The 25,216-nt window shown below is 65.2% G+C and carries 22 protein-coding genes; 14 read left to right on the top strand and 8 right to left on the bottom strand.

The window, feature by feature from the left end:
- Positions 1-3: 3 nt before the first annotated feature.
- The 9 genes from sdhA (at position 4) to IVB07_RS00550 (ending at position 11,429) form a co-directional block, all read left to right on the top strand.
- Entirely contained in the window at positions 4-1,839 is a 1,836-nt protein-coding gene (sdhA, locus tag IVB07_RS00590; RefSeq protein ID WP_018459777.1) for a succinate dehydrogenase flavoprotein subunit, read from the top strand.
- A gap of 42 nt (positions 1,840-1,881) precedes the next feature.
- Positions 1,882-2,664 carry a succinate dehydrogenase iron-sulfur subunit gene (locus IVB07_RS00585; protein ID WP_018459776.1) on the top strand — a complete coding sequence of 261 codons (783 nt, stop codon included), beginning with the start codon at positions 1,882-1,884 and terminating at the stop codon, positions 2,662-2,664.
- Positions 2,665-2,853: 189 nt separating this feature from the next.
- The gene (locus tag IVB07_RS00580) at positions 2,854-5,025 is read left to right on the top strand and encodes a hybrid sensor histidine kinase/response regulator (protein WP_247295784.1); all 2,172 of its coding nucleotides are present in this window, start codon (positions 2,854-2,856) and stop codon (positions 5,023-5,025) included.
- 53 nt (positions 5,026-5,078) lie between these two features.
- Positions 5,079-7,034 (top strand): ABC transporter ATP-binding protein/permease, encoded by a 1,956-nt coding sequence (locus IVB07_RS00575; RefSeq protein ID WP_026233875.1) that lies wholly within the window; start codon positions 5,079-5,081, stop codon positions 7,032-7,034.
- A 127-nt stretch (positions 7,035-7,161) separates the two neighbouring features.
- Positions 7,162-7,986 carry an FkbM family methyltransferase gene (locus IVB07_RS00570; RefSeq protein WP_018459774.1) on the top strand — a complete coding sequence of 275 codons (825 nt, stop codon included), beginning with the start codon at positions 7,162-7,164 and terminating at the stop codon, positions 7,984-7,986.
- Between the two features lie 22 nt (positions 7,987-8,008).
- Positions 8,009-8,395 carry a VOC family protein gene (locus IVB07_RS00565; protein WP_247767440.1) on the top strand — a complete coding sequence of 129 codons (387 nt, stop codon included), beginning with the start codon at positions 8,009-8,011 and terminating at the stop codon, positions 8,393-8,395.
- A 72-nt stretch (positions 8,396-8,467) separates the two neighbouring features.
- The gene (locus tag IVB07_RS00560) at positions 8,468-8,953 is read left to right on the top strand and encodes a pyridoxamine 5'-phosphate oxidase family protein (protein ID WP_018459773.1); all 486 of its coding nucleotides are present in this window, start codon (positions 8,468-8,470) and stop codon (positions 8,951-8,953) included.
- Complete coding sequence (locus tag IVB07_RS00555; protein ID WP_018459772.1) at positions 8,953-9,195, top strand: hypothetical protein; 243 nt, start codon at positions 8,953-8,955, stop codon at positions 9,193-9,195. The genes IVB07_RS00560 and IVB07_RS00555 overlap by 1 nt, the downstream gene beginning before the upstream one ends.
- A 185-nt stretch (positions 9,196-9,380) precedes the next feature.
- Positions 9,381-11,429, top strand: a complete 2,049-nt coding sequence (locus IVB07_RS00550) for an OmpA family protein (RefSeq protein ID WP_247295786.1) — start codon at positions 9,381-9,383, stop codon at positions 11,427-11,429.
- 77 nt (positions 11,430-11,506) lie between these two features.
- Here IVB07_RS00550 and argG read toward each other — a convergent pair whose 3' ends face one another.
- From argG to IVB07_RS00520, 6 genes are all read right to left on the bottom strand, one after another.
- Entirely contained in the window at positions 11,507-12,844 is a 1,338-nt protein-coding gene (gene argG, locus IVB07_RS00545) for an argininosuccinate synthase (protein ID WP_018459769.1), read from the bottom strand.
- Positions 12,845-12,937: 93 nt separating this feature from the next.
- Positions 12,938-13,714 (bottom strand): phosphatase PAP2 family protein, encoded by a 777-nt coding sequence (locus tag IVB07_RS00540; protein ID WP_018459768.1) that lies wholly within the window; start codon positions 13,712-13,714, stop codon positions 12,938-12,940.
- Between the two features lie 56 nt (positions 13,715-13,770).
- On the bottom strand, positions 13,771-14,265 hold the full coding sequence (locus tag IVB07_RS00535) for a hypothetical protein (RefSeq protein ID WP_018459767.1): 495 nt from the start codon (positions 14,263-14,265) through the stop codon (positions 13,771-13,773).
- A 157-nt stretch (positions 14,266-14,422) separates the two neighbouring features.
- Positions 14,423-15,625 (bottom strand): 23S rRNA (adenine(2503)-C(2))-methyltransferase RlmN, encoded by a 1,203-nt coding sequence (gene rlmN, locus IVB07_RS00530; RefSeq protein ID WP_018459766.1) that lies wholly within the window; start codon positions 15,623-15,625, stop codon positions 14,423-14,425.
- A 169-nt stretch (positions 15,626-15,794) separates the two neighbouring features.
- Positions 15,795-16,457, bottom strand: coding sequence for an invasion associated locus B family protein (locus IVB07_RS00525; protein ID WP_018459765.1), 663 nt, complete (start codon positions 16,455-16,457; stop codon positions 15,795-15,797).
- 117 nt (positions 16,458-16,574) lie between these two features.
- Complete coding sequence (locus tag IVB07_RS00520; RefSeq protein WP_018459763.1) at positions 16,575-17,414, bottom strand: SDR family oxidoreductase; 840 nt, start codon at positions 17,412-17,414, stop codon at positions 16,575-16,577.
- A 214-nt stretch (positions 17,415-17,628) separates the two neighbouring features.
- On the opposite strand from IVB07_RS00520, the gene IVB07_RS00515 reads away from it, so the two are divergent.
- From IVB07_RS00515 to IVB07_RS00505, 3 genes are all read left to right on the top strand, one after another.
- Complete coding sequence (locus tag IVB07_RS00515) at positions 17,629-18,603, top strand: NADPH:quinone oxidoreductase family protein (RefSeq protein ID WP_018459762.1); 975 nt, start codon at positions 17,629-17,631, stop codon at positions 18,601-18,603.
- 218 nt (positions 18,604-18,821) lie between these two features.
- The gene (locus IVB07_RS00510) at positions 18,822-19,853 is read left to right on the top strand and encodes a hypothetical protein (protein ID WP_247767439.1); all 1,032 of its coding nucleotides are present in this window, start codon (positions 18,822-18,824) and stop codon (positions 19,851-19,853) included.
- Positions 19,854-19,871: 18 nt separating this feature from the next.
- Positions 19,872-21,038, top strand: coding sequence for a TAXI family TRAP transporter solute-binding subunit (locus IVB07_RS00505; protein WP_247338184.1), 1,167 nt, complete (start codon positions 19,872-19,874; stop codon positions 21,036-21,038).
- Between the two features lie 144 nt (positions 21,039-21,182).
- On the opposite strand, the gene IVB07_RS00500 is transcribed toward IVB07_RS00505, so the two are convergent.
- Positions 21,183-21,572, bottom strand: coding sequence for a YkvA family protein (locus IVB07_RS00500; protein ID WP_018459760.1), 390 nt, complete (start codon positions 21,570-21,572; stop codon positions 21,183-21,185).
- 91 nt (positions 21,573-21,663) lie between these two features.
- A complete protein-coding gene (locus IVB07_RS00495) occupies positions 21,664-21,966 on the bottom strand; it encodes a 4a-hydroxytetrahydrobiopterin dehydratase (protein WP_018459759.1) in 303 nt (100 codons plus the stop codon).
- Positions 21,967-22,120: 154 nt separating this feature from the next.
- Here IVB07_RS00495 and IVB07_RS00490 point away from each other — a divergent pair, with 154 nt between their 5' ends.
- Complete coding sequence (locus tag IVB07_RS00490; RefSeq protein ID WP_018459758.1) at positions 22,121-23,566, top strand: TAXI family TRAP transporter solute-binding subunit; 1,446 nt, start codon at positions 22,121-22,123, stop codon at positions 23,564-23,566.
- 103 nt (positions 23,567-23,669) lie between these two features.
- Entirely contained in the window at positions 23,670-25,211 is a 1,542-nt protein-coding gene (locus IVB07_RS00485; protein WP_247767438.1) for an alkaline phosphatase D family protein, read from the top strand.
- Positions 25,212-25,216: the final 5 nt, after the last annotated feature.

Below are 25,216 nucleotides of genomic sequence, written 5' to 3'. Positions count from 1 at the left end.
CCCATGGCCACAGAGACCAATGGCAAGGGCAACGGCGCTCCCGCCACCAACGGCAAAGCCTATCCGATCGAAGATCACACCTATGATGTCGTCGTGGTCGGCGCCGGCGGCGCAGGCCTGCGCGCCGTGGTCGGCTGCAGCGAAGCCGGTCTTCGTACCGCCTGCATCACCAAAGTGTTTCCGACCCGCTCGCACACCGTCGCGGCGCAGGGCGGCATCTCGGCGTCCCTCGGCAACATGCACAAGGACGACTGGCGCTGGCACATGTACGACACCGTGAAGGGGTCGGACTGGCTGGGCGACCAGGACGCGATCGAATACATGGTGCGCAACGCGCCCGAGGCGGTCTACGAGCTCGAGCATTGGGGCGTGCCGTTCTCGCGCACCGAAGACGGCAAGATCTACCAGCGCCCGTTCGGCGGCATGACCATGGACTACGGCAAGGGCCAGGCGCAGCGCACCTGCGCCGCCGCCGACCGCACCGGCCACGCCATGCTGCACACGATGTACGGCCAGTCGCTGCGTCACGCGGCCGAGTTCTTCATCGAGTTCTTTGCCATCGACCTGATCATGGACGACCAGGGCACCTGCCGCGGCGTTATCGCGCTCAAGCTCGATGACGGCACGCTGCACCGCTTCCGCGCCCAGACCGTGATCCTCGCCACCGGCGGCTATGGCCGCGCCTATGCATCCTGCACCTCGGCGCACACCTGCACCGGCGACGGCGGCGGCATGGTGCTGCGCGCCGGTCTGCCGATGCAGGACATGGAGTTCGTGCAGTTCCACCCGACCGGCATCTACGGTTCGGGCTGTCTCGTCACCGAAGGCGCGCGCGGCGAAGGCGGCTATCTCGTCAACTCCGAGGGCGAGCGCTTCATGGAGCGCTATGCGCCCTCCGCCAAGGATCTGGCCTCGCGTGACGTCGTCTCGCGCGCGATGACCATCGAGATTCGCGAAGGTCGCGGTGTCGGCAAGAAGAAGGACCACATCTTCCTTCATCTCGACCATCTCGATCCCGCGGTGCTGGCCGAACGCCTGCCGGGCATCTCGGAATCCGCAAAGATCTTCGCCAATGTCGACGTGACGCGCGAGCCGATCCCAATTGTGCCGACCGTGCATTACAACATGGGCGGCATCCCGACGAACTATCACGGCGAAGTCCTGACCAAGAAGGACGGCGACGACAACGCCATCATCCCCGGCCTGATGGCGATCGGCGAGGCCGCCTGCGTCTCCGTGCACGGCGCCAACCGCCTCGGCTCCAACTCGCTGATCGACCTCGTCGTGTTCGGACGCGCCGCGGCGCTGCGCCTCGCCGAGAAGCTCACGCCGAACGCCAGCCAGCCGGAATTGCCGGCGAATTCGTCCGACCTGGCGCTCGGCCGGCTCGACCACTACCGCTACGCCTCCGGCGGCACGCCGACCGCGAAGCTGCGCGAAGGCATGCAGCACGTGATGCAGAACAATTGCGCGGTGTTCCGCACCGGCGACATCCTGAGCGAAGGCCAGAACCTGATCGAGAAGGTCCATAGCGGCATCATCGACATCGCCGTATCCGACCGCTCGCTGGTGTGGAATTCCGACCTGATCGAGACGCTCGAATTCGACAATCTGATCTCGCAGGCGGTGGTGACGATGAACTCGGCCGCCAACCGCACCGAGAGCCGTGGCGCGCATGCCCGCGAGGACTTCTCCGAGCGCGACGACAAGAACTGGATGAAGCACACGCTGGCCTGGCTGGAAGATTCCGGCAAGGTCAAGATCGAGTACCGCCCCGTTCACGACTACACCATGACCAACGACGTCCAGTACATCCCGCCCAAAGCTCGCGTTTACTAAACGGCGCGCGTGTACTGAGCGAACAGCGAAAGCTTTATCGAAATGGTTGAATTCGCACTTCCGAAGAACTCCAAGATATCAGGCGGCAAGACCTGGCCGAAGCCCGCGGGCGCGACTGAGGTCCGTGAATTCCGCGTCTATCGCTGGAATCCGGACGACGGCAAGACTCCCAGCGTCGACACCTATTACGTCGACACCCATGATTGCGGGCCGATGGTGCTGGACGGCCTGATCTGGATCAAGAACAACATCGACCCGTCGCTGACCTTCCGCCGCTCCTGCCGCGAAGGCGTCTGCGGCTCCTGCGCGATGAACATCGACGGCCAGAACACCCTGGCCTGTACCCGCTCGATGCACGACGTGAAGGACGGCGCGGTGAAGATCAATCCGCTGCCGCACCAGCCTGTCGTGAAGGACCTCATCCCCGACCTCACCAATTTCTATGCACAATACGCTTCGGTCGAGCCGTGGCTAAAGACGACCTCGCCGACGCCGCAGAAGGAATGGAAGCAGAGCCACGAAGACCGCGAGAAGCTCGACGGCCTCTATGAATGCATCCTCTGCGCCTGCTGCTCGACCTCTTGCCCGAGCTATTGGTGGAACAGCGAGCGCTACCTCGGTCCCGCCGCGCTGCTCCAGGCCAACCGCTGGGTATCGGATTCGCGGGATGAGGCGACCGGCGAGCGGCTCGACAATCTCGAGGACCCGTTCCGCCTCTATCGCTGCCACACCATCATGAACTGCGCCAAGGCCTGCCCGAAGGGCCTCAACCCGGCGGAAGCCATCGCCGAGCTCAAGCTCAAGATGGTCGAGCGCCAGATCTAGGCGTCATTCATGCTGCGATCCCCGGCCGGAACGGCCGGGGCATTCTACGACGGGCAGGTGTTCGAGTAGATTTTGCCTGCACCCCTGCGCGCGCAAGCAGGCGGGTTGCAACCTCTGGTTCCCGCCACAAGCCGCTTCCTTCCCGGCGCGAAATTCAAGTAAGCTCTCCGGCGTGGGACCGGAGCGACCGTGCAGGGCGCACAACGCAATTCGCTGAGATTGCTGCAGTGGATGATGGCTGCGTCCCTGGCGCTGCCGATTGCGCTGTTCGCGATCGCCGCCTCGATCTCCTACACCTCGACGAAAGATATCGCCGACCGCGAGATCGAGCGCACCCTCGATGTCGCGCATGAGCATGCGCTCAAGGTGTTCGAGACCATCGACCGCAGCCTCGCCGAGATCAACGAGGTGGTGCGCGGCATGCCCGACGACATCATCCGCTCGCGCGAGCCGGCCCTGCACCGCCGCCTGAAGCAACTCTCCGATTCGCTGCCGCAGCTCAAATCGGCATGGATCTTCGATGCGGACGGAAAGTCGCTGGTCAACAGCCTGGCCTCGCCGCCGCCGGCGCAGAGCTTTGCGGACCGCGACTACTTTGCCGCCCATGTCGACCAGACCATCGGCAGCTACATCGGTGTTCCCCTGACGCCGCGCCAGCCCTATCAGGGCGCGCGCTTCTTCGGGGTCAGCCGCCGCCGCGGCTCCGACGACGGCAGCTTCATCGGCGTGATCCAGGCCTCTGTCCTCCCGGAATATTTCGAGAGCTTTTATGCCCGGATCGGCTCCGACCCTGGCAGCTTCCTCGCCATGGGACGCACCGACGGCGTGGTGCTGGCGCATCTTCCGCGGCTGGATCGCGACCTCAGGCTCGATCCTAACGGGCCGGTCGGCCGCAGCATCGCAGCTCACCCCGAGCATGGCCTCATCACCATTGCCTGGCCATGGGACGAGGTCGAGCGCCGCATCGGCTACCGACGCATCGCCGAATACCCGATCTATGTCAGCGCGGGGTTGGAGACCTCGGCGATCCGCGCGCGCTGGTTCGCCACCATGGGCCAGCATCTGGTGTTCGGCATTCCCGCCACCGCGCTGCTGTTTCTGCTGCTGGCGTTCGCGTTCCGGCGCACCCAGCATCTCCAGGCCGAGGCCGCCGCGCGGCGCGAAGCCGAGGAGGCGCTCAAGCACAGCCAGCGCCTTGAGGCGCTCGGCCAGCTCACCGGCGGCGTCGCGCACGACTTCAACAACCTCCTGACCGTGATTCGCGCCTCCGTTGACCTGCTGAACCGGCCGCAGCTGAGCGAGGAGCGGCGCCAGCGCTACATCACGGCCATCGCAGACGCGGTCGGGCGCGCAGCCAAGCTGACATCGCAGCTGCTCGCCTTCGCGCGCCGCCAGACCTTGAAGCCGGAGGTGTTCGACGTCGGCGCGCGGTTGCAGTCGCTGCACGACATGCTCGCGACGCTGCTCGGACCCGCGATCGAAATCGCGATGCGGCTGCCGGCCGAGCCCTGCCTCGTCAATGCCGATGCAAGCCAGTTCGAGACGGCGTTGATCAACATGGCGACCAATGCGCGCGATGCCATGCACGGCAAGGGCAGGATCGTCTTCAACGTCGAGGCCGCGGCGACCATTGCGGACACGCGGGCTCCCGTCTCGGGCAACCCTGATCTTTCAGGCGGCCGTGACCTTGCTGGCAAACACGGTTTCGTCGGCATTGCCGTCAGCGACACCGGCATCGGCATTCCGGCTACGCGGCTCGAGCGCATCTTCGAACCGTTCTTCACCACCAAGCAGATCGGCCACGGCACCGGTCTCGGCCTATCGCAGGTGTTCGGCTTCGCCCGGCAGTCCGGCGGCGAGGTGACAGTCACCAGCGAGGTCGGCCACGGCAGCACCTTCTCGCTCTACCTGCCGCGCGTGGCGCCGGATTTGCTGCCGCAGCGGCAGGCACCGAATACGGCCCCGGCCGTGGCCGGCAGCGGCATGTCGGTGCTGCTGGTCGAGGACAATATCGAACTCGCCAATTTCGCGGCCGACGGCCTCACCGAGCTCGGCTACAGCGTCACGCTGATCGACAACGCAACCGATGCACTCGCCGAGCTGGTCATGGATGCCGATCGCTTCGATGTCGTTTTCTCGGACATCGTGATGCCCGGCATGACCGGGCTCGATCTCGCGCAGGCGGTCCGCGACCGCGGCATCGGCGTGCCGGTCGTGCTGACCACCGGCTACAGCGAGGCGCTGTCCCAGGACGGCAAGGTCGATTTCGAGCTCGTGCAGAAGCCCTACGCGATCGATCAGCTATCGCGCGTGCTGCACCGGGTCGCGCGGCGCCGGGTGCGCGACGGCGCCGCCGAGTGAGCTGACGCCCGGAACCTACGGGAACCTTTTGATTTAGCTTGCGTTATCCGGCCATGCAAAAGCCGGTCAGAAAACGCGAATCGGGCAAGAAGCCGCCCATCGTCGAAATCATCGGCGAGACCGGCGGGGAAGTGGCTCCGCCGCCGCCCGAGCTGGTCGAGCCCGACCCGGAGCTGTCGCCTGAAGAGGCCGAGCAGGCCCGCAAGGACTATCTCCTCACCCGCTTCTGGATCAGCGCGCGCGGCTTCTGGGGCGGCAACGGCGACCGGCTTGCGTGGCTCTACTCCGTCGGCCTCGGCCTGCTGATCGTCCTCACCGTCGGCTTCCAATACGGCATCAATGTCTGGAATCGGGCGATCTTCGACGCGATCGAGAAGCGCGAGGCGTCCACCGTCTTCCATCTCACCGCGGTATTCTTCCCGCTCGCGATCGGCAGCATCGTGCTCGGCGTGGCACAAGTGTTCGCGCGCATGGGCATCCAGCGGCGCTGGCGGGCGTGGCTGACGGCAAGCGTGCTGACGCGCTGGCTTGGCAACGGCCGCTATTACCAGCTCAATCTCGTCAGCGGCGACCACAAGAATCCGGAATACCGGATCGCGGAGGATCTGCGCGTCGCGACCGATTCTCCGGTGGATTTTCTCGCCGGCGTGACGTCCGCGCTGCTGTCGGCCGTGACCTTCATCGTCGTGCTCTGGACGATCGGCGGCGCGCTCACCGTCACCCTTGCGGGATCGTCGGTGACCATTCCCGGCTTCCTGGTGATCGCCGCGATGCTCTATGCGGGAATCGCATCGGGCTCGATCCTGGTGATCGGCCGCCAATTCGTGCAGGTCTCCGAGGACAAGAACCAGGCTGAGGCCGATTTCCGCTACACGCTGACGCGCGTGCGCGAGAACGGCGAGAGCATCGCGCTGCTCGGCGGCGAGGAGGAGGAGCGCGACGGCATCGACCGCAATTTCACCAACGTGCTGCGGCAATGGGCGCGGCTCGCGGGTCAGCACATGCGCACCACGCTGGTGTCGCAGGGATCGAGCCTCGTTGCGCCGGTCGTGCCGCTTCTGCTGTGCGCGCCGAAATTCCTCGACGGCAGCATGACGCTGGGTCAGGTGATGCAGGCGGCTTCCGCCTTCACCATCGTGCAGAGCGCGTTCGGCTGGTTGGTCGACAATTATCCGCGGCTCGCCGACTGGAATGCCTGCGCTCGCCGCATCGCCTCGCTGATGATGTCGCTCGACGGCCTCGAGCGCGCCGAGCTGGGCGACGGCTTCGGCCGCATCAAGCGCGGCGAGACCAGCAATGACGCCATGCTGGAGCTGAAGGATCTCTCCGTCACGCTCGATGACGGCACCGCCGTGGTCGGCGAGACCGAGGTGGTGATCGAGCGTGGCGAGCGGCTGCTGGTGGCCGGCGAATCCGGCACCGGCAAGAGCACGCTGGTGCGCGCCATCGCCGGGCTCTGGCCATGGGGTGGCGGCAGCGTCAATTTCCATCCCGACCGGCGGCTGTTCATGCTGCCACAGCGACCCTACGTGCCGTCGGGCTCCTTGCGTCGTGCCGTCGCCTATCCCGGCGCGGAAGACGACTGGACGGTCGAGGAGATCGGCGAGGCCCTGCACAAGGTCGGCCTCGACCATCTCAAGGAGAAGATCGAGGAAGAAGCACCCTGGGACCAGACGCTGTCCGGCGGCGAGAAGCAGCGCCTCGCCTTCGCGCGGTTGTTGCTGCACAACCCGGATATCGTCGTGCTCGACGAGGCGACCTCGGCGCTCGACGAGAAGAGCCAGGACAAGATGATGAAGATGATCACCGACGAACTGCCGAAGGCCACCATCGTCAGCGTCGCGCATCGTGTCGAGCTGGAAGCCTTCCACAGCCGCAAGATCGTGCTGGAGCGCCGCAAGGGCGGCGCAAAACTCGTCAGCGATATCGACCTGATCCCGCGCAAGGGCAAGCGCAAGCTGCTCGGCCGCTTCCTGCGCCAGCGCAAGGCGCCGAAAAAGGCGGCGTGAGGGGCGGTCTCTTTTCTTCGTCGTCCCGGCGAAGGCCGGGACGACCCAGAGATTGTTGCCCGGATCGAGCGTTGGAGTCCCCGGCAAAACCGGCTATGCATGCGCCGCTTGCAACGAGGACTTTGACTTGGCGACCGATAATGCCCCTTCGTCCGCGCCGTTCGGCGCGTTTGCGCCGAACGCGGCGCAGGCCGCGATCATTCGCCTCGCGACACAATCGGGGCTGAAGCGCGGCGCGTTCCGGCCCTGGCTGTCGCGATTGGTGAACCTGCTGCGCGGTGGTCCCATCGACGTGCAATACCAGGGCGCATCGTTCCGCTTCTATCACCAGGGCAGCGCCACCGAGCGCGGCGCGCTGTTCAATCCCGATTACAATCTCGACGAGCTCGACTTCCTGCGCCAGCACACCCCGGAGGGCGGCGTGTTCGTCGACGTCGGCGCCAATGTCGGCACCTTCGCGCTGGTGATGGCGCGACAGGTCGGGCCATCAGGCAAAGTGATCGCCATCGAGCCGCATCCGATGACGTTTGGACGGCTGTCGTTCAACCAGGCCGCGTCGAAAGCGACGCAGGTGCGCCTGGTGCAGGCGGCCGCCGGCGACAGCGACGGCGAGCTGATGATCGAGAGCGGCGGCGACAATCTCGGTGCCACGCATGTCGTCACCGGCACGGCCAGCGCCGAGGCGATCAAGGTGCCCTCGCTGCGGTTGACGCGCATTCTCGGCGAGGCCGGCGTCACCAAGGTGGACGCGCTGAAGATCGACGTCGAGGGCTTCGAGGATCGCGTTTTGATCGGCTTCTTCCGCGACGCGCCGCAATTGCTATGGCCGCGCGCGGTGGTAATCGAGCATTTGTCGCAAAAGGAATGGCGGGACGATTGTATCGCCGACATGGTCGCGCGCGGTTTCGTGGTTGCGCGCAAGACGCGGAGCAATACGTTCCTGTCGCGCTGACGACGAACAACGGATGTTACGAATGATCGACCATATGGGCTTCCCGGTCTCCGACTATGAGCGCGCCAAGGCGTTCTACGCCAAGGCATTGGCGCCGCTCGGCTGCAGCCTGATCATGGAGGTCACGCAGGAGCAGACCGGACACGATCCAGCCGCCGGCTTCGGCGCCGACGGCAAGCCGGATTTCTGGATCGGCGGCGAGGGCGCGCTGAACAAGCCGGTGCATGTCGCGATTCTGGCGAAGGACCGCGCCACGGTGGACGCGTTCTACAAGGCGGCGATTGCAGCGGGCGGGCGCGACAACGGGCCGCCGGGCATCCGGGCGCATTACCATCCGACCTATTACGGCGCCTTCGTGCTCGACCCTGATGGACACAACATCGAGGCGGTTTGCCACGCGCCGGAATAGATAAGTTCCATCCTTCGGCCGGAACCTCGTTCCGCGCGCGCCGTTGTCGTCCCTTGCAAGAAGGAGCACGACATGGCCAACGACAATGCCCGCGACGTCGACCGCGTATGGGATCTGATGAAGACGATCGGATTCGCGATGCTGGTGACGCGCGATGGCGACAAGCTCCGCGCGCGGCCGATGAGCGCCTATCTCGACCGCAACGCGAACACGATTTATTTCCTCACCGACGCGCGGCGTCACAAGGACGAGGAGATCGCGCGCAATCCGTCCATCAACCTGTCGTTCGCAGATGCCGGCAGCCAGAAATACGTGTCGCTGACGGGCACCGCAATGATCTCCAATGACCGTGCCAAGATCAAGGAGCTGTTCTCGACGCCGGCCAAGGCGTGGTGGGACTCTGCGGAAGATCCGAACATCCGCGTGCTCAAGGTCACGCCTGACGATGCCGAGTTCTGGGACTCGCCCGGCACCGTGATTTCCTATGTGAAGATGGCGGCCGCGGCGGTGACGAACACGCGCCCCGATCTCGGCGACAACCGCAAGGTCTCTATGTAATGCCGATCGAGCCGCCCGAGATACCGCCGTCGACGCCCGGTACGCCCACCGAACCGCCGCCGGGGATTCCGCCGAGCAATCCGCAGCCTGAAATCGCACCGCCGGTGCGCGAGCCCGGCTCGCCAGCGCCGCCCGACGAATTGCCGGGCCGCATGCCTGAAGAGATTCCATCACGCGGACCGAACGGACCGCTCACGCCGAATCCCGCGACGGATGCAAGTCCGCCGCGGGATCGCGCATGAGGCGACGCATCAGATCCGAGGCAATTGCAACCTGCGTCTGAATGCGCAATGAACGTCACCATAGTGAGGTGATTTGCGTGCAGAAATAAATCGGGCCGCGTCCGCTTCGTCCGCCACAATCCGGCCTAACGCGTAGCTGTTCATCCGAACACTTCGTCAAAGAACCTTCCGGGGAAGTTCACCACATGACCAACCTTCGTTTCGTGCTGCTTGCCACCACGGCTCTGACCGCGATGCAATTCGCAAGCTCCGCATCGCATGCACAAGGCGCGCCGCCGCTTGTCGTCGCGCAGGCGCAGCCACAAGAGACCGGCCCTGACGGAAAACCGAAGCAGCCGCCGAAGGGACCACCAGCGGCCGCGCCGCCTGCGGCGCCCGCGCGCCCGGCCGCACCGCCGCCCGCAGCTGCACCTCCCCATCCGCCGGCAGCGCCTCCGCCGGCTGCGGCACCGCCGCGCCCAGCAGCGCCGCCCCCGGCTGCGGCTCCGCAACAGCACGCGCCGACACCGCCGCCTCCGGCACCGCCTTCCGCGCGCCCGGCTCCCCCGCCGCCAGCACCGCCGTCCGCCGCGGCTCCGCAGCACGCACCGACGCCGCCTGCGGCAGCAACTCCGCAGGGACGCCCAGCGCCGGCGCCCACGGCAACACCGTCGCCTGCGCCGGCCGCTCCGACCGCGCGACCGGGTGCTCCGGCTGCACCTGCAGCCACACCGTCACCGACGGCGACTCCTGCGCCGACCGCGACGCCGGCTCCAGGCAGCACGCCGGGCACGCCGCCGACTGGCCGCCCCGGTACGCCGCCTCCCGGCGGACGTCCTGGTGCGCCCCCGGCTGCAGGGTCACCTGCTCCAGGCGCCACGCCCGCGCCGACGGCCACGCCGACTCCCGGTGGCACTCCGACGCCGCCGCCCGGCCGTCCAGGTTCGCCTCCTGCGCCTAGTGCAACTCCGGCTCCGACAACGACGCCGGCCCCCGGTGGCGCCGTGACACCGCCCCCTGGACGCCAGGGTGGTGCGCCTCCTGCTGGTGCACCCGCTGCCGGAGCTCCGCCGACCCAGCCGCAGGCAGGCGCCCCGCCCCGGCCGCCGGCTCCCCCCGCCGGCGCCGCTGCACCGAGCACCGTGCCGGGCTCGGCGGCTGCGACCCCGCCGCCCAACAGGGCGCAATACGCGGCGCCCACGGTTGCGCCGGCGTTCCGCGCCGCGCCCACGACGACCACGCCCCTGCCGCCACCGCCGCGTCCGCCGCAGCGTGACCTGACGCCGCTCGCGATCGGTGCAGGTGTCGTCGCCGGTGCCGTGATCGGCGCCACCATCGCCGACTACCGCAACCAGCGCCGCGAGTCGGTCGAAGGCGGCCGCACCGTCTACACCGAGCCGGACCGCATCATCATCCGCGATCCGGGTGGGCAGACCTACGTCCGCGGCAACGATCTCTATCGCTTCCGCTATGGCGCCCGCGACATCCGCACCGAAACTGTCGGCGCCGATACCCGCACCGTGGTGATCCGTCCCGACGGCAGCGAGATCATTACCGTTGTAGGTCAGGACGGTCGGCTGCTGCGGCGAATCCGCAGGGACCCGGCCGGGCGCGAGCTCGTCATCATCGACAACAGCTACCGCGATCCGCAGTCGGTCGGCGGTTTCTATGTCGACGCGCCGCCGCCCGTCGTCAACATGCCCTACGATCGCTATATCGTCGACGCCCAGGAGGCCTCGCCGGACGTGATCTACGAGACGATGGTGGCGCCGCCGGTGCAGCGGATCAACCGTCGCTACACGCTCGACGAGATCCGCTACAGCCCGAATGTTCGCATGCAAATGCCGAGCATCGACCTCAACACGATCAACTTCGAGACCGGATCGTGGACCATCCCACCGGACCAGGCGGCGAAGCTGCAGTCGATCGCGGACGGTCTCAACCGTGCGATCCAGGCCAACCCGCGCGTGGTGTTCCTGATCGAAGGTCACACCGACGCGGTCGGCAACGACGTCGACAATTTGTCATTGTCGGACCGTCGTGCGCAGTCCGCGGCCGAATTGCTGACCCAGCAATTCGGTGTGCCGTCTGAAAACCTGACGTCGCAAGGCTATGGCGAGCAGTACCTGAAGGAGCAGACGCAAGGACCGAGCGCGATCAACCGGCGCGTCACCGTCCGCAACATCACGCCGTTGCTCAACGGCGGCCAGGCCTCGCTGCCGCCGCCCCCGCCCGGCACCGCGCCGCCGCGCTGAGGCGACACACAAATGCAAAATGGCCGGGAGCAATCCCGGCCATTTTTTGTTTTGTTTCGTAGCCCGGATGGAGCGTGTCAGCTCTTGTCGCTCTCCAGCCGGAAGATCTGCGAGCCTTCGCTGCCCGAGAGCAGGCCCGTGTCGCTGTAGAGCTTCAGCTTGGCGCGGGTATCGTTGATGTCGAGGTTGCGCATGGTGAGCTGACCGATGCGATCGGCCGGCGTGAACGCCGCGTCCTCGACCTTCTCCATGCTGAGCCGCTCCGGCGCATAGGTGAGGTTCGGGCTTTCGGTGTTGAGGATCGAGTAGTCGTTGCCACGGCGCAGCTCGAGCGAGACCTCGCCGGTGACGGCGCGCGCGACCCAGCGCTGCGCGGTCTCGCGCAACATCAGGGCCTGCGAATCGAACCAGCGGCCCTGGTAGAGCAGGCGTCCGAGGCGCATGCCGCTGATGCGGTACTGCTCGATGGTGTCTTCGTTGTGGATGCCGGTGACGAGGCGCTCATAGGCGATGTGCAGCAGCGCCATACCGGGCGCTTCATAGATGCCGCGGCTCTTGGCCTCGATGATGCGGTTCTCGATCTGGTCGCTCATGCCGAGGCCGTGGCGGCCGCCGATGGCGTTAGCTTCGAGGAACAGCGCGACGGGATCAGAGAAGGTCTGGCCGTTCAGCGCGACCGGCTGGCCTTCCTCGAAACGCACCACAACCTTCTCGGCCTTGACGTTGCAGTCGTCACGCCAGAACGGCACGCCCATGATCGGGTTGACGATCTTGATGCCGCTGTCGAGACTTTCAAGATCCTTGGCCTCGTGCGTCGCGCCGAGCAGATTGCTGTCGGTCGAATACGCCTTCTCGGCGCTCATCTTGTAGGCAAAGCCCTGCGCCGTCATGAACGCCGACATCTCGGCGCGGCCGCCGAGCTCGTCAATGAACTGCTGGTCGAGCCAGGGCTTGTAGATGCGCAGGCCCGGATTGGTCAGGAGGCCGTAGCGATAGAAGCGCTCGATGTCGTTGCCCTTGAAGGTCGAGCCGTCGCCCCAGATGTTGACGCCGTCCTCCTTCATCGCCGCGACCAGCATCGTGCCGGTGACGGCGCGCCCGAGCGGCGTGGTGTTGAAATAGGTGATGCCGCCGGTCGAGATATGAAAGGCGCCGGACTGGATAGCGGCGATGCCTTCGTGGACGAGCTGCGTGCGGCAATCGACCAGCAGCGCTTTCTCCGCGCCGAACTCCATCGCCTTGCGCGGGATCTCGTTGTAATCGGCCTCATCCGGCTGGCCGAGATTGGCGGTATAGGCGTAGCAGCGCGCGCCCTTCTGCTTCATCCAGAGCAGCGCCGCGCTGGTATCGAGGCCGCCCGAAAAAGCGATGCCGACTTTCTCCCCCTTGGGCAGGCTTTTCAGGATCGTGGTCATGGGGCTTCCAATCGGTCTCGAAGGGCTGATGTCGTTTCACGGGTTGACCGCGCGAATATCAAATTTCGCGGGGCTCGGCACCCCTTTAATGGCTCAAACTGACGGCTCGGCACCCGTCTTGCGTCCGAACAGGCGCTGGCGGAGCCGGTAAGCGGGCATGTTCAGCCGAGTCAGGGCGGCATCGACCGCCTCGTCGGAAAACCGGGTCCGCGGCCAGCGGTAAATCAGCGCGTAGGCAAACCAGATCACGACGAAGGTGACGAGGCCGGCGATCGACACGTCGGTGAAGAAATGGCCGCCAAAGGCCATCCGCAGCCCGCTGGTCACGAGGCCGAACACCACGGCTCCGGCATAAGCGAGCGGTCGCCACGCCGGCGGTGCCAGTGCGGCCGGCGCCAGCGTCCAGAACGCGGTCGCGCCCTCGCCCGAGAAGAACGAGCAGTTGCGCGCGCAGCCCCCGCGCGGATCCCACCACGGCACGAATTGCTGGTCGCCGGCGAACTGCGTCACCACCACCGGGCGCGGCCGGCCCCAATAGGACTTGAAGGCGAGATTGGTGAGGATGCCGGCCGACATGATGATCGTGACCAGCAGGAAGACGATCGCGCGACCGGATACCATCAGCGGGCGGTCGGGCCGGACCATCTTGACCACGAGCGCGATCAGCGCAGGCAGCACGAACGCCCAGGCGACCCACATCGCGGCGTCGCGCGCGAAGCCGGCCCAACCGTTCAGCTTGAGCGGAAACGTTTTCGTCTCAGGGTCGAAGAACAGCGCGGCGAGCTTGAGATCAAGCTCGGGATAGAGGCCGAAAACGACGCCGATCACGAGCCACAGCGCCAGGGCGATGAAGAGTCCAGTCCGGTTCATGGCGCGCGGTTTAGCCCAGTGGGAAAGGGATGAAAACCCCGTGACAAGTCAGAAAGTCACCGCGCATCCGGCCGCGAATTCGACGGCAGCGGCGGAGGCGGTTGGCGCGCAGGCGGCGGATTGCGCCAAGCGCCGGCATTGCGGCCGGCGATCAGCCAGTAGACGACGCCGGCGACGATGCCCGCGCCGGTCATGATCTCCAGATGCCGCCGCACAATGCCTTCGAATTGCAGCGTGTCGGAATGAAACGGGACCAGGCCGAGATAGCAGGCGAGCCCCACGACGCCTCCGCCCACGGCATAGGCGAGCGCGCTGCGGATGTAGAGCGCCTCGGTGATCGCCACGATCACCGCCGCCGGCACCAGCGCAAAGCCCGAGACGAAGATGAAGCCGAACCCGAGCAGGATATCGATCGTGCCCTGATCGACGGGACCGGCGCCGAGATCGGCGAACTCCGGAAACAACAGCGCGACGACAACGATCATGCCGCCGACGAAACAGGCGGCGAGGAAGCCGATGAAGATGACGACGAGGCGGCCGATCAGGGACATGATGGGAACGAATTGGTGACTGACGGCGTCGCCACATCCACAATCGTCATGCCCGGGCTTGACCCGGGCATCCACGACTTGCTCTCTCGTGGCTCGACGTGGATGGCCGGGTCAAGCCCGGCCATGACGGGCGTTGAGAGCGTCGCCATCATCAATATCAATCCGTCATCGCCATGGCCCGCAGCGTCTGGCGTTCACGGGCCGAGAGCTTTTCCGTCTCCGACTTGAGCTGGCCGCAGGCGGCGAGGATGTCGCGGCCGCGCGGAGTGCGCACCGGCGAGGAATAGCCGGCGTTGAAGACGTATTCGGAGAATTTTTCGATCTGGTCCCAGTCCGAGCACTCATAGGCGGTGCCGGGCCAGGGGTTGAACGGGATCAGATTGATCTTGGCGTGAATGCCCTTGAGCATCTTCACCAGCAGCTTGGCATCGTCGAGCGAATCGTTGACGCCCTTGAGCATCACATATTCGAAGGTGATGCGGCGCGCGTTCGAGGCGCCGGGATAGTCGCGGCAGGCCTGCAGCAATTCCTTGATCGGATATTTGCGGTTGAGCGGCACCAGCTCGTTACGCAGCTCGTCGCGCACCGCATGCAGCGAGATCGCGAGCATCACTCCAATCTCCTCGCCCGCGCGCACGATATTCGGGACCACACCCGAGGTCGACAGCGTGATGCGGCGGCGGGAGATGCCGATGCCTTCGTTGTCGCCGACGATCAGCAGCGCGTCGCGCACCGCGTCGAAATTGTAGAGCGGCTCGCCCATGCCCATCATCACGATGTTGGTGACGCGGCGCGTACCGTCTTCGCGATCGGCCCAATCATTCAGACGATCGCGCGCCACCATCACCTGTCCGACGATCTCCCCGGCGGTGAGATTGCGCACCAGGCGCTGCGTGCCGGTGTGGCAGAACGAGCAGTTCAGCGTGCAGCCGACCTGGGAGGACACACACAACGTGCCGCGATCGGTTTCGGGGATGTAGACGCACTCGACTTCATGCGCCCGCTCGACATTGTCGCCGCTCGGCAGCCGCAGCAGCCATTTGCGGGTGCCGTCGTTGGAGATCTGCTCGGCCACGACTTCGGGCCGGTCGACGGTGAAATGTTGCGCGAGCTCGGCACGAATGCCCTTCGAGACCGACGTCATCTCTTCGAAATTCTGGGCGCCACGGAAATACATCCAGTGCCACAGCTGCTGCACGCGCATCTTGCGCTGCGCCGGTGCAACGCCGATCTCGCCGAGGCGATCGGCAAGCTCGGTGCGCGACAGGCCGATCAGCGAGGGCCTCGCCGGCGGCACATAGGTCTCGAGCGGAGTCTTCTCCACCAGTGTTGCGTTGTGCGGCTCGGTCGTCGGTTGCATGGAATGGCCTGATTTAGGTGGTCGTTCTGGGATGGTCCAAAGGACTAAACCCGGAACCTCGAGATTCCGAGTTCGATGCTACGCATCGCCCCGGAATGACGGGAGAAAATCTGGAACGCGCCCTATATAGCAACCGGAACGGCCGATTGCGACCTTATCGACCGCAGGCTTAACGCCTGCAATCCTGCGCGATCTTGTCAAGCGCCTGGGCAAGGCCCTTCAGCGAAAAGGTGTCGGTGGTCTCGGTCCCCTTGGACGACATGCCCTTGACCACGAGATCGGCGGATTTGCGCATGGCCTCGACCATCCGCTCTTCCTCGGCCGCGTTCTTGATCCAGAGACCGTCGCCCTGCGAGTACATGGCGAAAGCGGCGCCGCCCACCTCGACCGAGGATTCAGAGCCCGGCTTCAGCGCATAGCCGATCATGACCGAGACTTCGTTGTTGACCTTCTCCGCCGGGCGGGTGGAGACGAAGGCATAGGCAGGATCGCGCGGCCGATTCGGCGGGTTGGTCTTCGACGACGACGGCTTGGCCAGCGCGAAGCAGACCTTTTTGCCGTTGGGCGCGGCCGAATAGGCGCCCCAGGTGCCGAACTGACCGATCAGGGTTGGCTCCGCGCCGCCGGCAACCGCCGCGTGCGGGGCCGCCGGCTTGCTCTCGGGCTTTGCAGCCGTCTTTCCGGTCGTATTGGCCGCCGGCGCGGCCGGTTTCGGCGCGGCCTCTTTCGGTGCAGTCTTGGGCGCAGGCTGCGCCGTCTGCGCCCGCGCGGAATCGATGATTCCACAGGCCGCCACGCCCGTCATCAAAGCTAAAATCAGCACCCGCCACATGCTGGAGTGGTTCCCTCAATATTGTGACTGGAAGATGGCCCGGTCGCGCATTGTCCCCGGGGCAGGGATAGCCGGGAAAGTCCAATTTGGGAAGGCAGTTAGCGAAGGTCGCGGCGACTAGGCCCTGGATCGCGCCGCGCGTTGCTCCGCCCATTGCGCATCGGTCCAGCGCAACAAATCCTCGACGCCGGAGCTGCGCAAATGCGCGCCACCGTCGATCACCACCATCTCGCCGTTGATGTAGCCGGCACGGTCGGAGACTAGGAAGCTGGCGAGGTCGGCAAGCTCGGGGTGCTCGCCGGCTCGTCCCATCGGGTTGCGCGCGGCCCACCCTTCGTCGCGACCCTCGGGGCGGAGCTGGCCCGAGGCGCCGGCGGTCGGGAACGGTCCCGGCGCGATCGCGACGGTGCGGATTCCCTTCGGGCCCCATTCCACGGCGAGACTTTTGGTCATCGCCAACACGGCCGACTTCGCCATCGCCGACGGCACGGTGAAGGCGCGACCGGTGATGGTCGAGGTCGAGAGGATCGAGAGCACGACGCCGCCATGCTTGCCGTCGATCCAGCGCTTGCCGGCGGCAAGCGTGCAATACATCGCACCATGCAGGGTCGGCGCGAGAATCGCATCCGCGGCGCGGAATGAGAGATGCTCACTCTGCGCGATGAAAGTCGCAGCCGCATTGTTGACGAGAATATCGAGCGGCGCCCCGCGCCAGATCGCGTCCATCATGCTCTCGACGGCGGTGCCGTCTCGGATATCGCAGGCGATCGTGGTGACCTTGCCGCCGTTCTCTTCGCGCATCTTGCTCGCCGCCGCCTCGAGCCGATCGAGCTTGCGGCCGCAGATCACGAGCTCGGCGCCGAGCGCGAGGAAACGGTGCGCCATTGCAGCACCGAGGCCCGAACCGCCGCCGGTGACGAGGATGCGCTTGTCCTTGAGCAGGCCTGTTTCAAACATGGTTTGAATCCTTCTTGTTTCGTCGTTGCGCGCGCAGCGGGAAACCGTACCGCGGAAATAGGCTTCGCTACGCTCCCAATGACGGGAGGATAGGCTCCTGCGTTCCAACTGACAAAGAAACCGGATTGTCGCCCGCACCTAAATCCGGCAGAAACGGGCAAACTATAAATCCACTCGAAACGCCCAGTACTTCACTTCTCAAGAAGGTGCCGCCATGAAAGCCATCCTCTGCTCGCAATATTGCCAGCCCGACGATCTCGTTCTGGCCGACGTGCCGGATCCGGTGGCCGGTCCCGGCGAAGCCGTGATCGCGATCAAGGCTGCGGCGCTGAACTTCTTCGACATCCTGATGATTCAAGGCAAGTACCAGATCAAGCCGCCATTCCCGTTCTCGCCGGCCGCCGAAGTGGCTGGGGTGATCGAGAGCATCGGTCCCGGCGTGACTGATCTGAAGATCGGCGATCGCGTCGTCGCCTCCTGCGGCCACAACGGCGCGCGCGAAAAGATCGCGCTGCCGGCGGCATCGATCGTGAAGATCCCCGACAATCTCGATTATGACCGCGCGGCCGGCATCATCATCATCTACGGCACCGCGCTGCATGCGCTGGAAGATCGCGCGAGCCCGAAGCCGGGCGAGACGCTCGCGGTGCTCGGCGCCGCCGGCGGCACCGGACTTGCCGCGTGCGAGCTCGGCAAGCTGATGGGCCTGAAGGTGATCGCCTGCGCCTCGTCGGACGAGAAGCTCGAATTCGCGAAGGCGCACGGCGCAGAACTCGCGCTCAATTACGGCAAGGAAGATTTGAAGGAAGGCCTGCGAAAGCTTACGGGCGGCAAGGGCGTCGACATCATCTTCGATCCGGTTGGTGGCACCTATGCCGAGCAGGCCCTGCGCTCGATTGCCTGGGAAGGCCGCTTCCTCGTGATCGGCTTCGCCGCCGGCGACATTCCGAAGATGCCGCTGAACCTCGCGCTGCTGAAGGGCTGCGATATCCGCGGCGTGTTCTGGGGCGCCTGGACCCGGCTCAACCCGGAAAAGAACCGCGCCAATCTCGAGAAGCTCGTGAAGTGGACAGCGGAAGGAAAGATCTCCTCGCATGTCGATCGCGTCTTCCCGCTGGCGCAGACGGCGGATGCGCTCAAGGTGCTCGCCGGACGCCAGGCGATGGGCAAAGTGATCCTGCATCCGTGAGGCTATGCGGCACGACGTGTGTCGGTACGGCCGCTCGCCACGAGCTCAACTGTCATCGCCCGGCTTGACCGGGCGACCAGTACTCCGAGACGTCAGTCATTGAATCGAGAAGCCGCGGCGTACTGGTTTCCCGCCTTCGCGGGGAATGACCGCGAGCGCGGGACAGGCAGTGTCCGCGCCGCCGCCGGGTCAATCCCCGTCAACCATTGTCGACAAAATTGCGGGGCATTCCTCCGCCTCGCCTCAATCAAACCCAAATATCTCCCGATTCGCGCAAGCCGCCGACGTTTTTTGGGCTGATTCAGACGGCGATTTACCGGCTCCAGTTTGCGGGGCATTTCTGGACAACAACAAAAAGACTGAAGCCGGGATGCCCCAGCGTTGCGTTAGTAGTGGGGAGCATCACCATGGAGACGACGGCGTACCGCCCGTCCAGGGAATCGAGATCGTTCGATTCCGATCAAGCTGCATCACATCCGGCCGTCGCGTCCTATATCCGTGCGCGCGCCGCGCGGCTCGATCTGTCACCGGAAGATCCAATTCCACTGTTCCTGTCCGATCCGCTCGGTGTGCCGGAGTCAGGCGAATATACGGCGCGGGCGTTGGGTCCCCGGCTCAGAATTGTCCCGCGTGTTCTCGCGGCGGTTCTCATCGCATCCACGCTGGCCGTTGCGGCCGCGCTGTATCAGCCCAGTCTCCGCAATCTCTTCGCCGCCGACGCTGCCGGCCCGACGGGTGCCGAGCTGGACCAGGCCATGGCGTCGGCCAACGTGCCGGACAGGCCTCAGACCGCGTACAAGGACCCGGCGCGCTTGAGCAACACAAGGCTGGCGAGCGCTGACGCGCAGGATCTCCCCGCAGCCTCAGCTCCGAGCCGCGAAGCGATTGCGACTGCCTATCAAACCGCGCTGCAAGCCCAGGCGCCCGGGCCAGTCGCGGCGCCGCTTGCGCCCCCACCGCCCGCTAAGACGCTCGATGCCGACACACTGGCTGGGCTGATGGCGCGCGCGAACGGTCTGTTGGCGGTCGGCGACATTGCCGCGGCGCGCCTGCTGCTCGAACGGGCCGCCAATGCACAGGATGCAACGGCTGCATTTCTGCTCGCGCAAACCTATGACCCGGCGGTGCTGGGCACGAGCGACGCGCGGCGCGTTGCTGCCGACGCGACCGCCGCGCGCGACTGGTACCAAAAGGCCGCAGGCCTTGGATCGGCGGAGGCGCGGCAACGCCTCGCCCAGCTTCAGAACTAGAACTCTTTAGGGGATATCATGCGTAATGCTTTGAGAATGGCGCTTGCCGCCATCATGATGATCTATGCCTTCGCGGCACGCGCGGAGCAGACCGAATATGATCCGGCCAAGGTCTCTGACAGCCTGAAAGCCATCTTCCAGTTCGGTTCGACCTCGACCAAGCAGTCGCTGAACGCCAACACCGTGACGTTGATCACCGGCACGATCGGCGGCACCTATGTGCAATTCGGCGCCGACCTCGCCTCCGTGCTCGACGACGGCAACAGGATTCGTGTGTTGCCAATCGTCGGCCGAGGTTCGGTGCAGAGCGTTGCCGACATCCTGTTCCTGCAAGGCGTCGATCTCGGAATCGTCCGCGCGGATACGCTCGACTATCTCGAGCGCAAAGGTTTTGCCAAGGACATCAAGAAGCAATTCACCTATGTGACGAAGCTCTACAACGAAGAGATGCAGGTGATCGCGCCAAAATCGGTCGCGACACTCAAGGATCTGGAAGGCAAAACTGTAAGCGTCGATCTGCCCAACGGCGGCACCTTCGTCACCGCGCTCACCGTGTTCGAGCGGCTCGGGATCAAGGCGAAATTCGTTTATGTCGAGCAGCGCATCGCGATGGAGAAACTGAAGGCCGGCGAGATCGACGCCGTCATCGTGGTCGGCGGCAAACCGTACAAGTCCGTTTCGACCTTCGGCAATGACGGCCGCTTCCACCTTGCGACCGTGGATTATGCAAAGCCCCTCCAGAGCGACTATCTGCCGGCGACGCTGACCGCCAAGGACTATCCGAACCTGGTCAAGGAGGGCGAGAGCGTGGACACCATCGCGGTGCCGGCCGTGCTCGCGGCCTACAACTGGGCGCCCAACACCGAGCGCTACCGCAAGCTTGCACTGTACGTGGACGCGTTCTTCACGAAATTCCCGACGCTGCAGAACCCGCCCTTCCATCCAAAGTGGAAGGAGGTCTCGCTCGCGGCGCCCCTGGCGGGCTGGAACAGATTGCCGGTGGCGCAGCAATGGCTCGACCGCCACGGCGTCGAACCGGTGACGCGGCAACGCTTCGAGGCGTTCCTGCGACAGAGCCCCTCGGCCGCAAAAGTGTCCGACGCGGACAAGGAAACGCTGTTCAAGCAATTCCAGGCGTGGGACGCCGAAAAGGCCCAGGCCCAGGCGCAGGCGGAGAAGAAGTAGCGAGCAGTCATCCACACATACAGCTGTCATCGCCCGCGAAGGCGGCGATCCAGCATTCCGAGACGGTTATGGTTCAATCGGAAGGCCGCGGCGTGCTGGATTCCGCACCATCGCGAGGAATGACAGCGGAGTATGCGGCGACAGCTATTGCGCGGCTTCCGGCTCCACCTCATCCACCCCGCGCTTCAGCGCGGCGCGGGCGGCTTCGCGATGCTCGTTCGTGATGTGGCTGGCAACCATGCGGATCGCGGTGGCGAGTACGGCGGCGTCATCGGTGAAGCCGAGGATCGGCATCACGTCGGGAACGAAATCAAACGGCAGGATGAAATAGGCGATCGCCCCGAGCAGCGAGGCCTGGACATGGCGTGGCGTCTGGCGGTCGAACGCGCAGTAATAGGCCGCGAGCAGATCCTCCGCGAACGGCAGATGCGCGGCGACACGCTTCAGCTTGCGCCAGAAGCGGCGGCGCACGCTCTCACGATCTTCCGCGAGCCGGTCGGCGGGCTCGAAACCGACGCTGTGTTCGGCAGCCATGTTCGACAAACTCCCCGTTCCAGCCTGGGTGGCAGATCGCCGCATCCCGTGCTGATCACAAGATGGGGACGCGGCCTTCCCCTGCAAGACGTCAGCCTGGTGTCAGCTTGGCGATGGCGTTCATCGCCTTGGCGAGCTCGATGTCGAGCGCGGTGACGCCGCCGGCGTCATGGGTCGACAGCACCACCTCCACCGTTTTGTAGACATTGCGCCATTCGGGGTGGTGGTCCATCTTCTCGGCGACCAGTGCCGCGCGGGTCATGAAGCCGAACGCCTCGTTGAAATCCTTGAAGACAAAGGTTTTCCCGATCGCCTCGCGTCCTTGAGCCTCGGTCCAGCCAGGTAGTTCGCCCAGCGCCTGCCTGCGTGCCTCCGCCGAGAGCCGTTCTGTCATCCTCGCCTCCGTCCTTTCAGGGGAACTTTACCCTAACACCGCACTGACGCCCCGGGTTCATACGGGATTGGACCCCATCCGCTAACCATGACGGAGATGTAACCCTGCCGGACAAGAAATTTGCTACACTTGCAGGCGTAAACCGCCGGCCAAGATGAAACTGAGCCTCAAGCGAATGTTCGGGAGATCGATGACCGGGGGATTGGACCTGGCCGAAGCGCCCACCCCGCCCTCGCCGCGATCATCGGCGCGGAAGACGGCGCTCGTGACTCTCGCGCTGGTGCTCGCGATCGTTGGCGCGCTCGCCGGCGGCTATTACTTTGCCATGCGGCCGGTGACGCTGAAGATCGCGGTCGGCCCCGCCAACAGCGATGACGTCAAGGTCGTGCAGGCACTGACCCAGGCCTTCGCGCAGCATAAGAGTTCTGTGCGGTTGCGCCCGATCCAGACCGACGGCGCCACCGCCAGCGCCAATCTGCTCGCGGAAGGCAAGGCCGATCTTGCCATTGTGCGCGGCGACGTCGACGTACCGAAGAACGCGCAAGCGGTTGCGACCCTGCGCAAGAACGTCGTGGCGCTATGGTCCGTGTCCGGCAAGGGCAAGAAGAAGGGCGCGAAGATCACCAAGATCGCGCAGCTCGCCGGACATCGGGTCGGCGTGGTCGGCCGCACCCAGGCCAACGTCAATTTGCTCAAGGTGATCCTGCAGCAATACGGTGTCGATCCCGCCAAGGTCGAGATCGTGCAATACCCGGCAACCGAAGCCGTCGAAGCGATCAAGGCGCAGAGGGCTGATGCCTATCTCGCGGCCGGTCCCGTCAACAGCAAGATCACGGCGGAGGCGATCGCCGCTTCCACCAAGGATTTCGGCACGCCGACCTTTCTCGCGATCGATTCCGCGGATGCGATCGCCCAGAACCATCCGGTCTATGAAGCGGCCGAGATTCCCGCGGGCACTTACGGCGGCTCGCCCGATCGTCCCGATGACGAGGTCAAGACCATCAGCTTCTCGCACCACATCGTGGCGCGCAAAGCAGTGTCCGAAACCACCATCGCGGCGTTCACGCGCCAGCTTTTCTCCGTACGCCAGCAATTGGTGACGGAATTCCCGCTGGCGGCGAAGATCGAAACGCCCGACACCGACAAGGATGCGGTGATTCCCGTGCATCCCGGCGCCGCCGCTTTCGTCGACGGCGAAGAAAAGACCTTCCTCGACAGATACAGCGATTACATCTGGTGGACCCTGATGGCGCTCTCGGCCATGGGCTCGATCGGCGCCTGGTTTGCGGGCTATCTGAAGAAGGACGAGCGCGACAACAACAGCCATCTGCGCGAGCGGCTGCTCGACATGATCACCGCCGCTCGAAAGAGCGAAACGACCGAAGATCTCGATCAGATGCAGACCGAGGCCGACGAGATCCTGCGCGATACGCTGCGCTGCTACGACCACGGCGCGATCGAGGAAGGTGCGCTCACCGCCTTCAACATCGCGCTCGACCAGTTCCATGCGGCGGTTGCCGACCGCAAGGCGGTGCTGTTCAGCCTGCCGCAGAACCTGCAGCGCGCCGGTGCCCAATTCCGGGCCGCTGGCAACGCGTAAGCGCTCGCGCGTTATCGCCGCGTCACATTGTCTCAATATAGCGTCTGCTTCACCATGGCGACCGCCCTGGGCGATCGCCTCACGCGATATCGAGACCGTCTTCATGAACATCAAATTCTCCCGCCGCCGTTTCCTGACGACCAGCGCCGGCGCGCTCGGCGCGGTCGCAATGCCCCATCTCTCCCGCGCGGCCGACCGGCCGGCGGTGACCCATGGCGTGCAGTCGGGCGACGTCACCGTCGACAGCGGCGTGGTCTGGGCGCGCACCGACCGGCCCGCACAGATGCTGGTCGAGGTGGCGACGACGGAGTCGTTCAGGGATGCCCGCGCGCTGCCGCCGATCGCGGCGCTGCCCGACAGCGACTTCACCGCGAAGATGCTGATCGAAAACCTGCCGGGCGGACAGGACATTTTTTATCGCGTCCGCTTCCGCGATCTTTCGCACACCGCGGTGGAGGGCGAGCCGGTGACCGGCCGCTTCCGCACCGCACCCGCCGACCGTCGCGACGTCAGCTTCGTCTGGGGCGGCGACGTCGCAGGACAAGGCTGGGGCATCAACCCTGATGACGGCGGCATGTTCACCTTCTCGGCGATGCGCAAGCACCGTCCGGATTTCTTCCTGCACTCCGGTGACACCATCTATGCCGACGGCCCTATCCAGTCCGAGGTGAAGCTCGCGGACGGCAAGATCTGGAAGAACGTCACGATTCCCGAGAAGGCCAAGGTCGCCGAGACGCTGGACGAGTACCGCGCCGCGCACAAATACAATTTCACCGACGACAATCTTCGCGCCTTCAATGCCGAAGTGCCGATCTTCGTGCAGTGGGACGACCATGAGGTGACCAACAACTGGTCGCTGTCGAAGGAGCTGCCGGCGACCTACAAGGAGCGCGACATCGCACTGCTTGCGGCCCGCGCAAGCCGTGCCTTCCACGAGATGTATCCGATGCGCGAGAGCATCGTCGAGCCCGGCCGCGTCTATCGCCAGATCTCCTATGGTCCCCATCTCGACGTGTTCGTGCTCGACGAGCGCAGCTATCGCGGCCCGAACGGCCCCAACCTCGAAACCGTTTACGACCCGGCCAGCTATTTCCTCGGCCCGGACCAGATCGCCTGGCTCAAGCGCGGCCTGTTGAATTCTCGCGCGACCTGGAAAGTGATCGCCTCCGACATGCCGCTCAGCCTCGTCGTGTCAGACACGCCGAAGGGGGGATCGGAAGCCATTGCGCAGGGCGACGGCCCGGTGCGCGGCCGCGAGTTCGAGATCGCCGACATCCTGCGTTTCATCAAGATGGCGCCGGTCAGCAACACCGTGTGGCTCACGGGGGACGTGCATTACGCGGCCGCGCATTATTACGATCCGAACAAGGCGCAATTCCAGGATTTCGAGCCGTTCTGGGAGTTCGTGTCGGGCCCGCTTCACGCGGGCACATTCGGTCCGAACGCGCTCGACAATACGTTTGGGCCGGAGGTGCGTTTCGTCAAGGCGCCCGGGAAAGACAACCAGAACCTGCCGCCATCCGCCGGCATGCAGTTCTTCGGTCACGTCAAGATCGACGGCGCTTCCGGCCAGATGACGGTGACCTTGCGCGACCGCGCCGACGTCGCGCTGTGGTCAACCACGCTCGATCCGAAGCCGGCCTGACGCCG

The sequence above is a fragment of the Bradyrhizobium sp. 172 genome (genome assembly GCF_023101065.1).
GTDB classification, from domain to species: Bacteria; Pseudomonadota; Alphaproteobacteria; order Rhizobiales; family Xanthobacteraceae; genus Bradyrhizobium; species Bradyrhizobium canariense_D.
The sequence above is the reverse complement of the archived record's forward strand: the minus strand, read 5'-3'. Positions and strand labels throughout refer to the sequence as shown.

Excerpts from the sequence above, each read along its gene's own strand:
- IVB07_RS00535 (WP_018459767.1), bottom strand. The coding sequence starts at position 14,265 with ATGTCCCTGATCGGCCGCCTCGTCGTCATCTTCATCGGCTTCCTCGCC.
- IVB07_RS00490 (WP_018459758.1), top strand. The coding sequence starts at position 22,121 with ATGAAACTGAGCCTCAAGCGAATGTTCGGGAGATCGATGACCGGGGGA.
- IVB07_RS00565 (WP_247767440.1), top strand. The coding sequence starts at position 8,009 with ATGATCGACCATATGGGCTTCCCGGTCTCCGACTATGAGCGCGCCAAG.
- IVB07_RS00540 (WP_018459768.1), bottom strand. The coding sequence starts at position 13,714 with ATGAACCGGACTGGACTCTTCATCGCCCTGGCGCTGTGGCTCGTGATC.
- IVB07_RS00585 (WP_018459776.1), top strand. The coding sequence starts at position 1,882 with ATGGTTGAATTCGCACTTCCGAAGAACTCCAAGATATCAGGCGGCAAG.
- IVB07_RS00515 (WP_018459762.1), top strand. The coding sequence starts at position 17,629 with ATGAAAGCCATCCTCTGCTCGCAATATTGCCAGCCCGACGATCTCGTT.
- IVB07_RS00550 (WP_247295786.1), top strand. The coding sequence starts at position 9,381 with ATGACCAACCTTCGTTTCGTGCTGCTTGCCACCACGGCTCTGACCGCG.
- IVB07_RS00560 (WP_018459773.1), top strand. The coding sequence starts at position 8,468 with ATGGCCAACGACAATGCCCGCGACGTCGACCGCGTATGGGATCTGATG.
- IVB07_RS00505 (WP_247338184.1), top strand. The coding sequence starts at position 19,872 with ATGCGTAATGCTTTGAGAATGGCGCTTGCCGCCATCATGATGATCTAT.
- IVB07_RS00485 (WP_247767438.1), top strand. The coding sequence starts at position 23,670 with ATGAACATCAAATTCTCCCGCCGCCGTTTCCTGACGACCAGCGCCGGC.
- IVB07_RS00495 (WP_018459759.1), bottom strand. The coding sequence starts at position 21,966 with ATGACAGAACGGCTCTCGGCGGAGGCACGCAGGCAGGCGCTGGGCGAA.
- IVB07_RS00555 (WP_018459772.1), top strand. The coding sequence starts at position 8,953 with ATGCCGATCGAGCCGCCCGAGATACCGCCGTCGACGCCCGGTACGCCC.
- IVB07_RS00525 (WP_018459765.1), bottom strand. The coding sequence starts at position 16,457 with ATGTGGCGGGTGCTGATTTTAGCTTTGATGACGGGCGTGGCGGCCTGT.
- argG (WP_018459769.1), bottom strand. The coding sequence starts at position 12,844 with ATGACCACGATCCTGAAAAGCCTGCCCAAGGGGGAGAAAGTCGGCATC.
- IVB07_RS00520 (WP_018459763.1), bottom strand. The coding sequence starts at position 17,414 with ATGTTTGAAACAGGCCTGCTCAAGGACAAGCGCATCCTCGTCACCGGC.
- rlmN (WP_018459766.1), bottom strand. The coding sequence starts at position 15,625 with ATGCAACCGACGACCGAGCCGCACAACGCAACACTGGTGGAGAAGACT.
- sdhA (WP_018459777.1), top strand. The coding sequence starts at position 4 with ATGGCCACAGAGACCAATGGCAAGGGCAACGGCGCTCCCGCCACCAAC.
- IVB07_RS00500 (WP_018459760.1), bottom strand. The coding sequence starts at position 21,572 with ATGGCTGCCGAACACAGCGTCGGTTTCGAGCCCGCCGACCGGCTCGCG.
- IVB07_RS00575 (WP_026233875.1), top strand. The coding sequence starts at position 5,079 with ATGCAAAAGCCGGTCAGAAAACGCGAATCGGGCAAGAAGCCGCCCATC.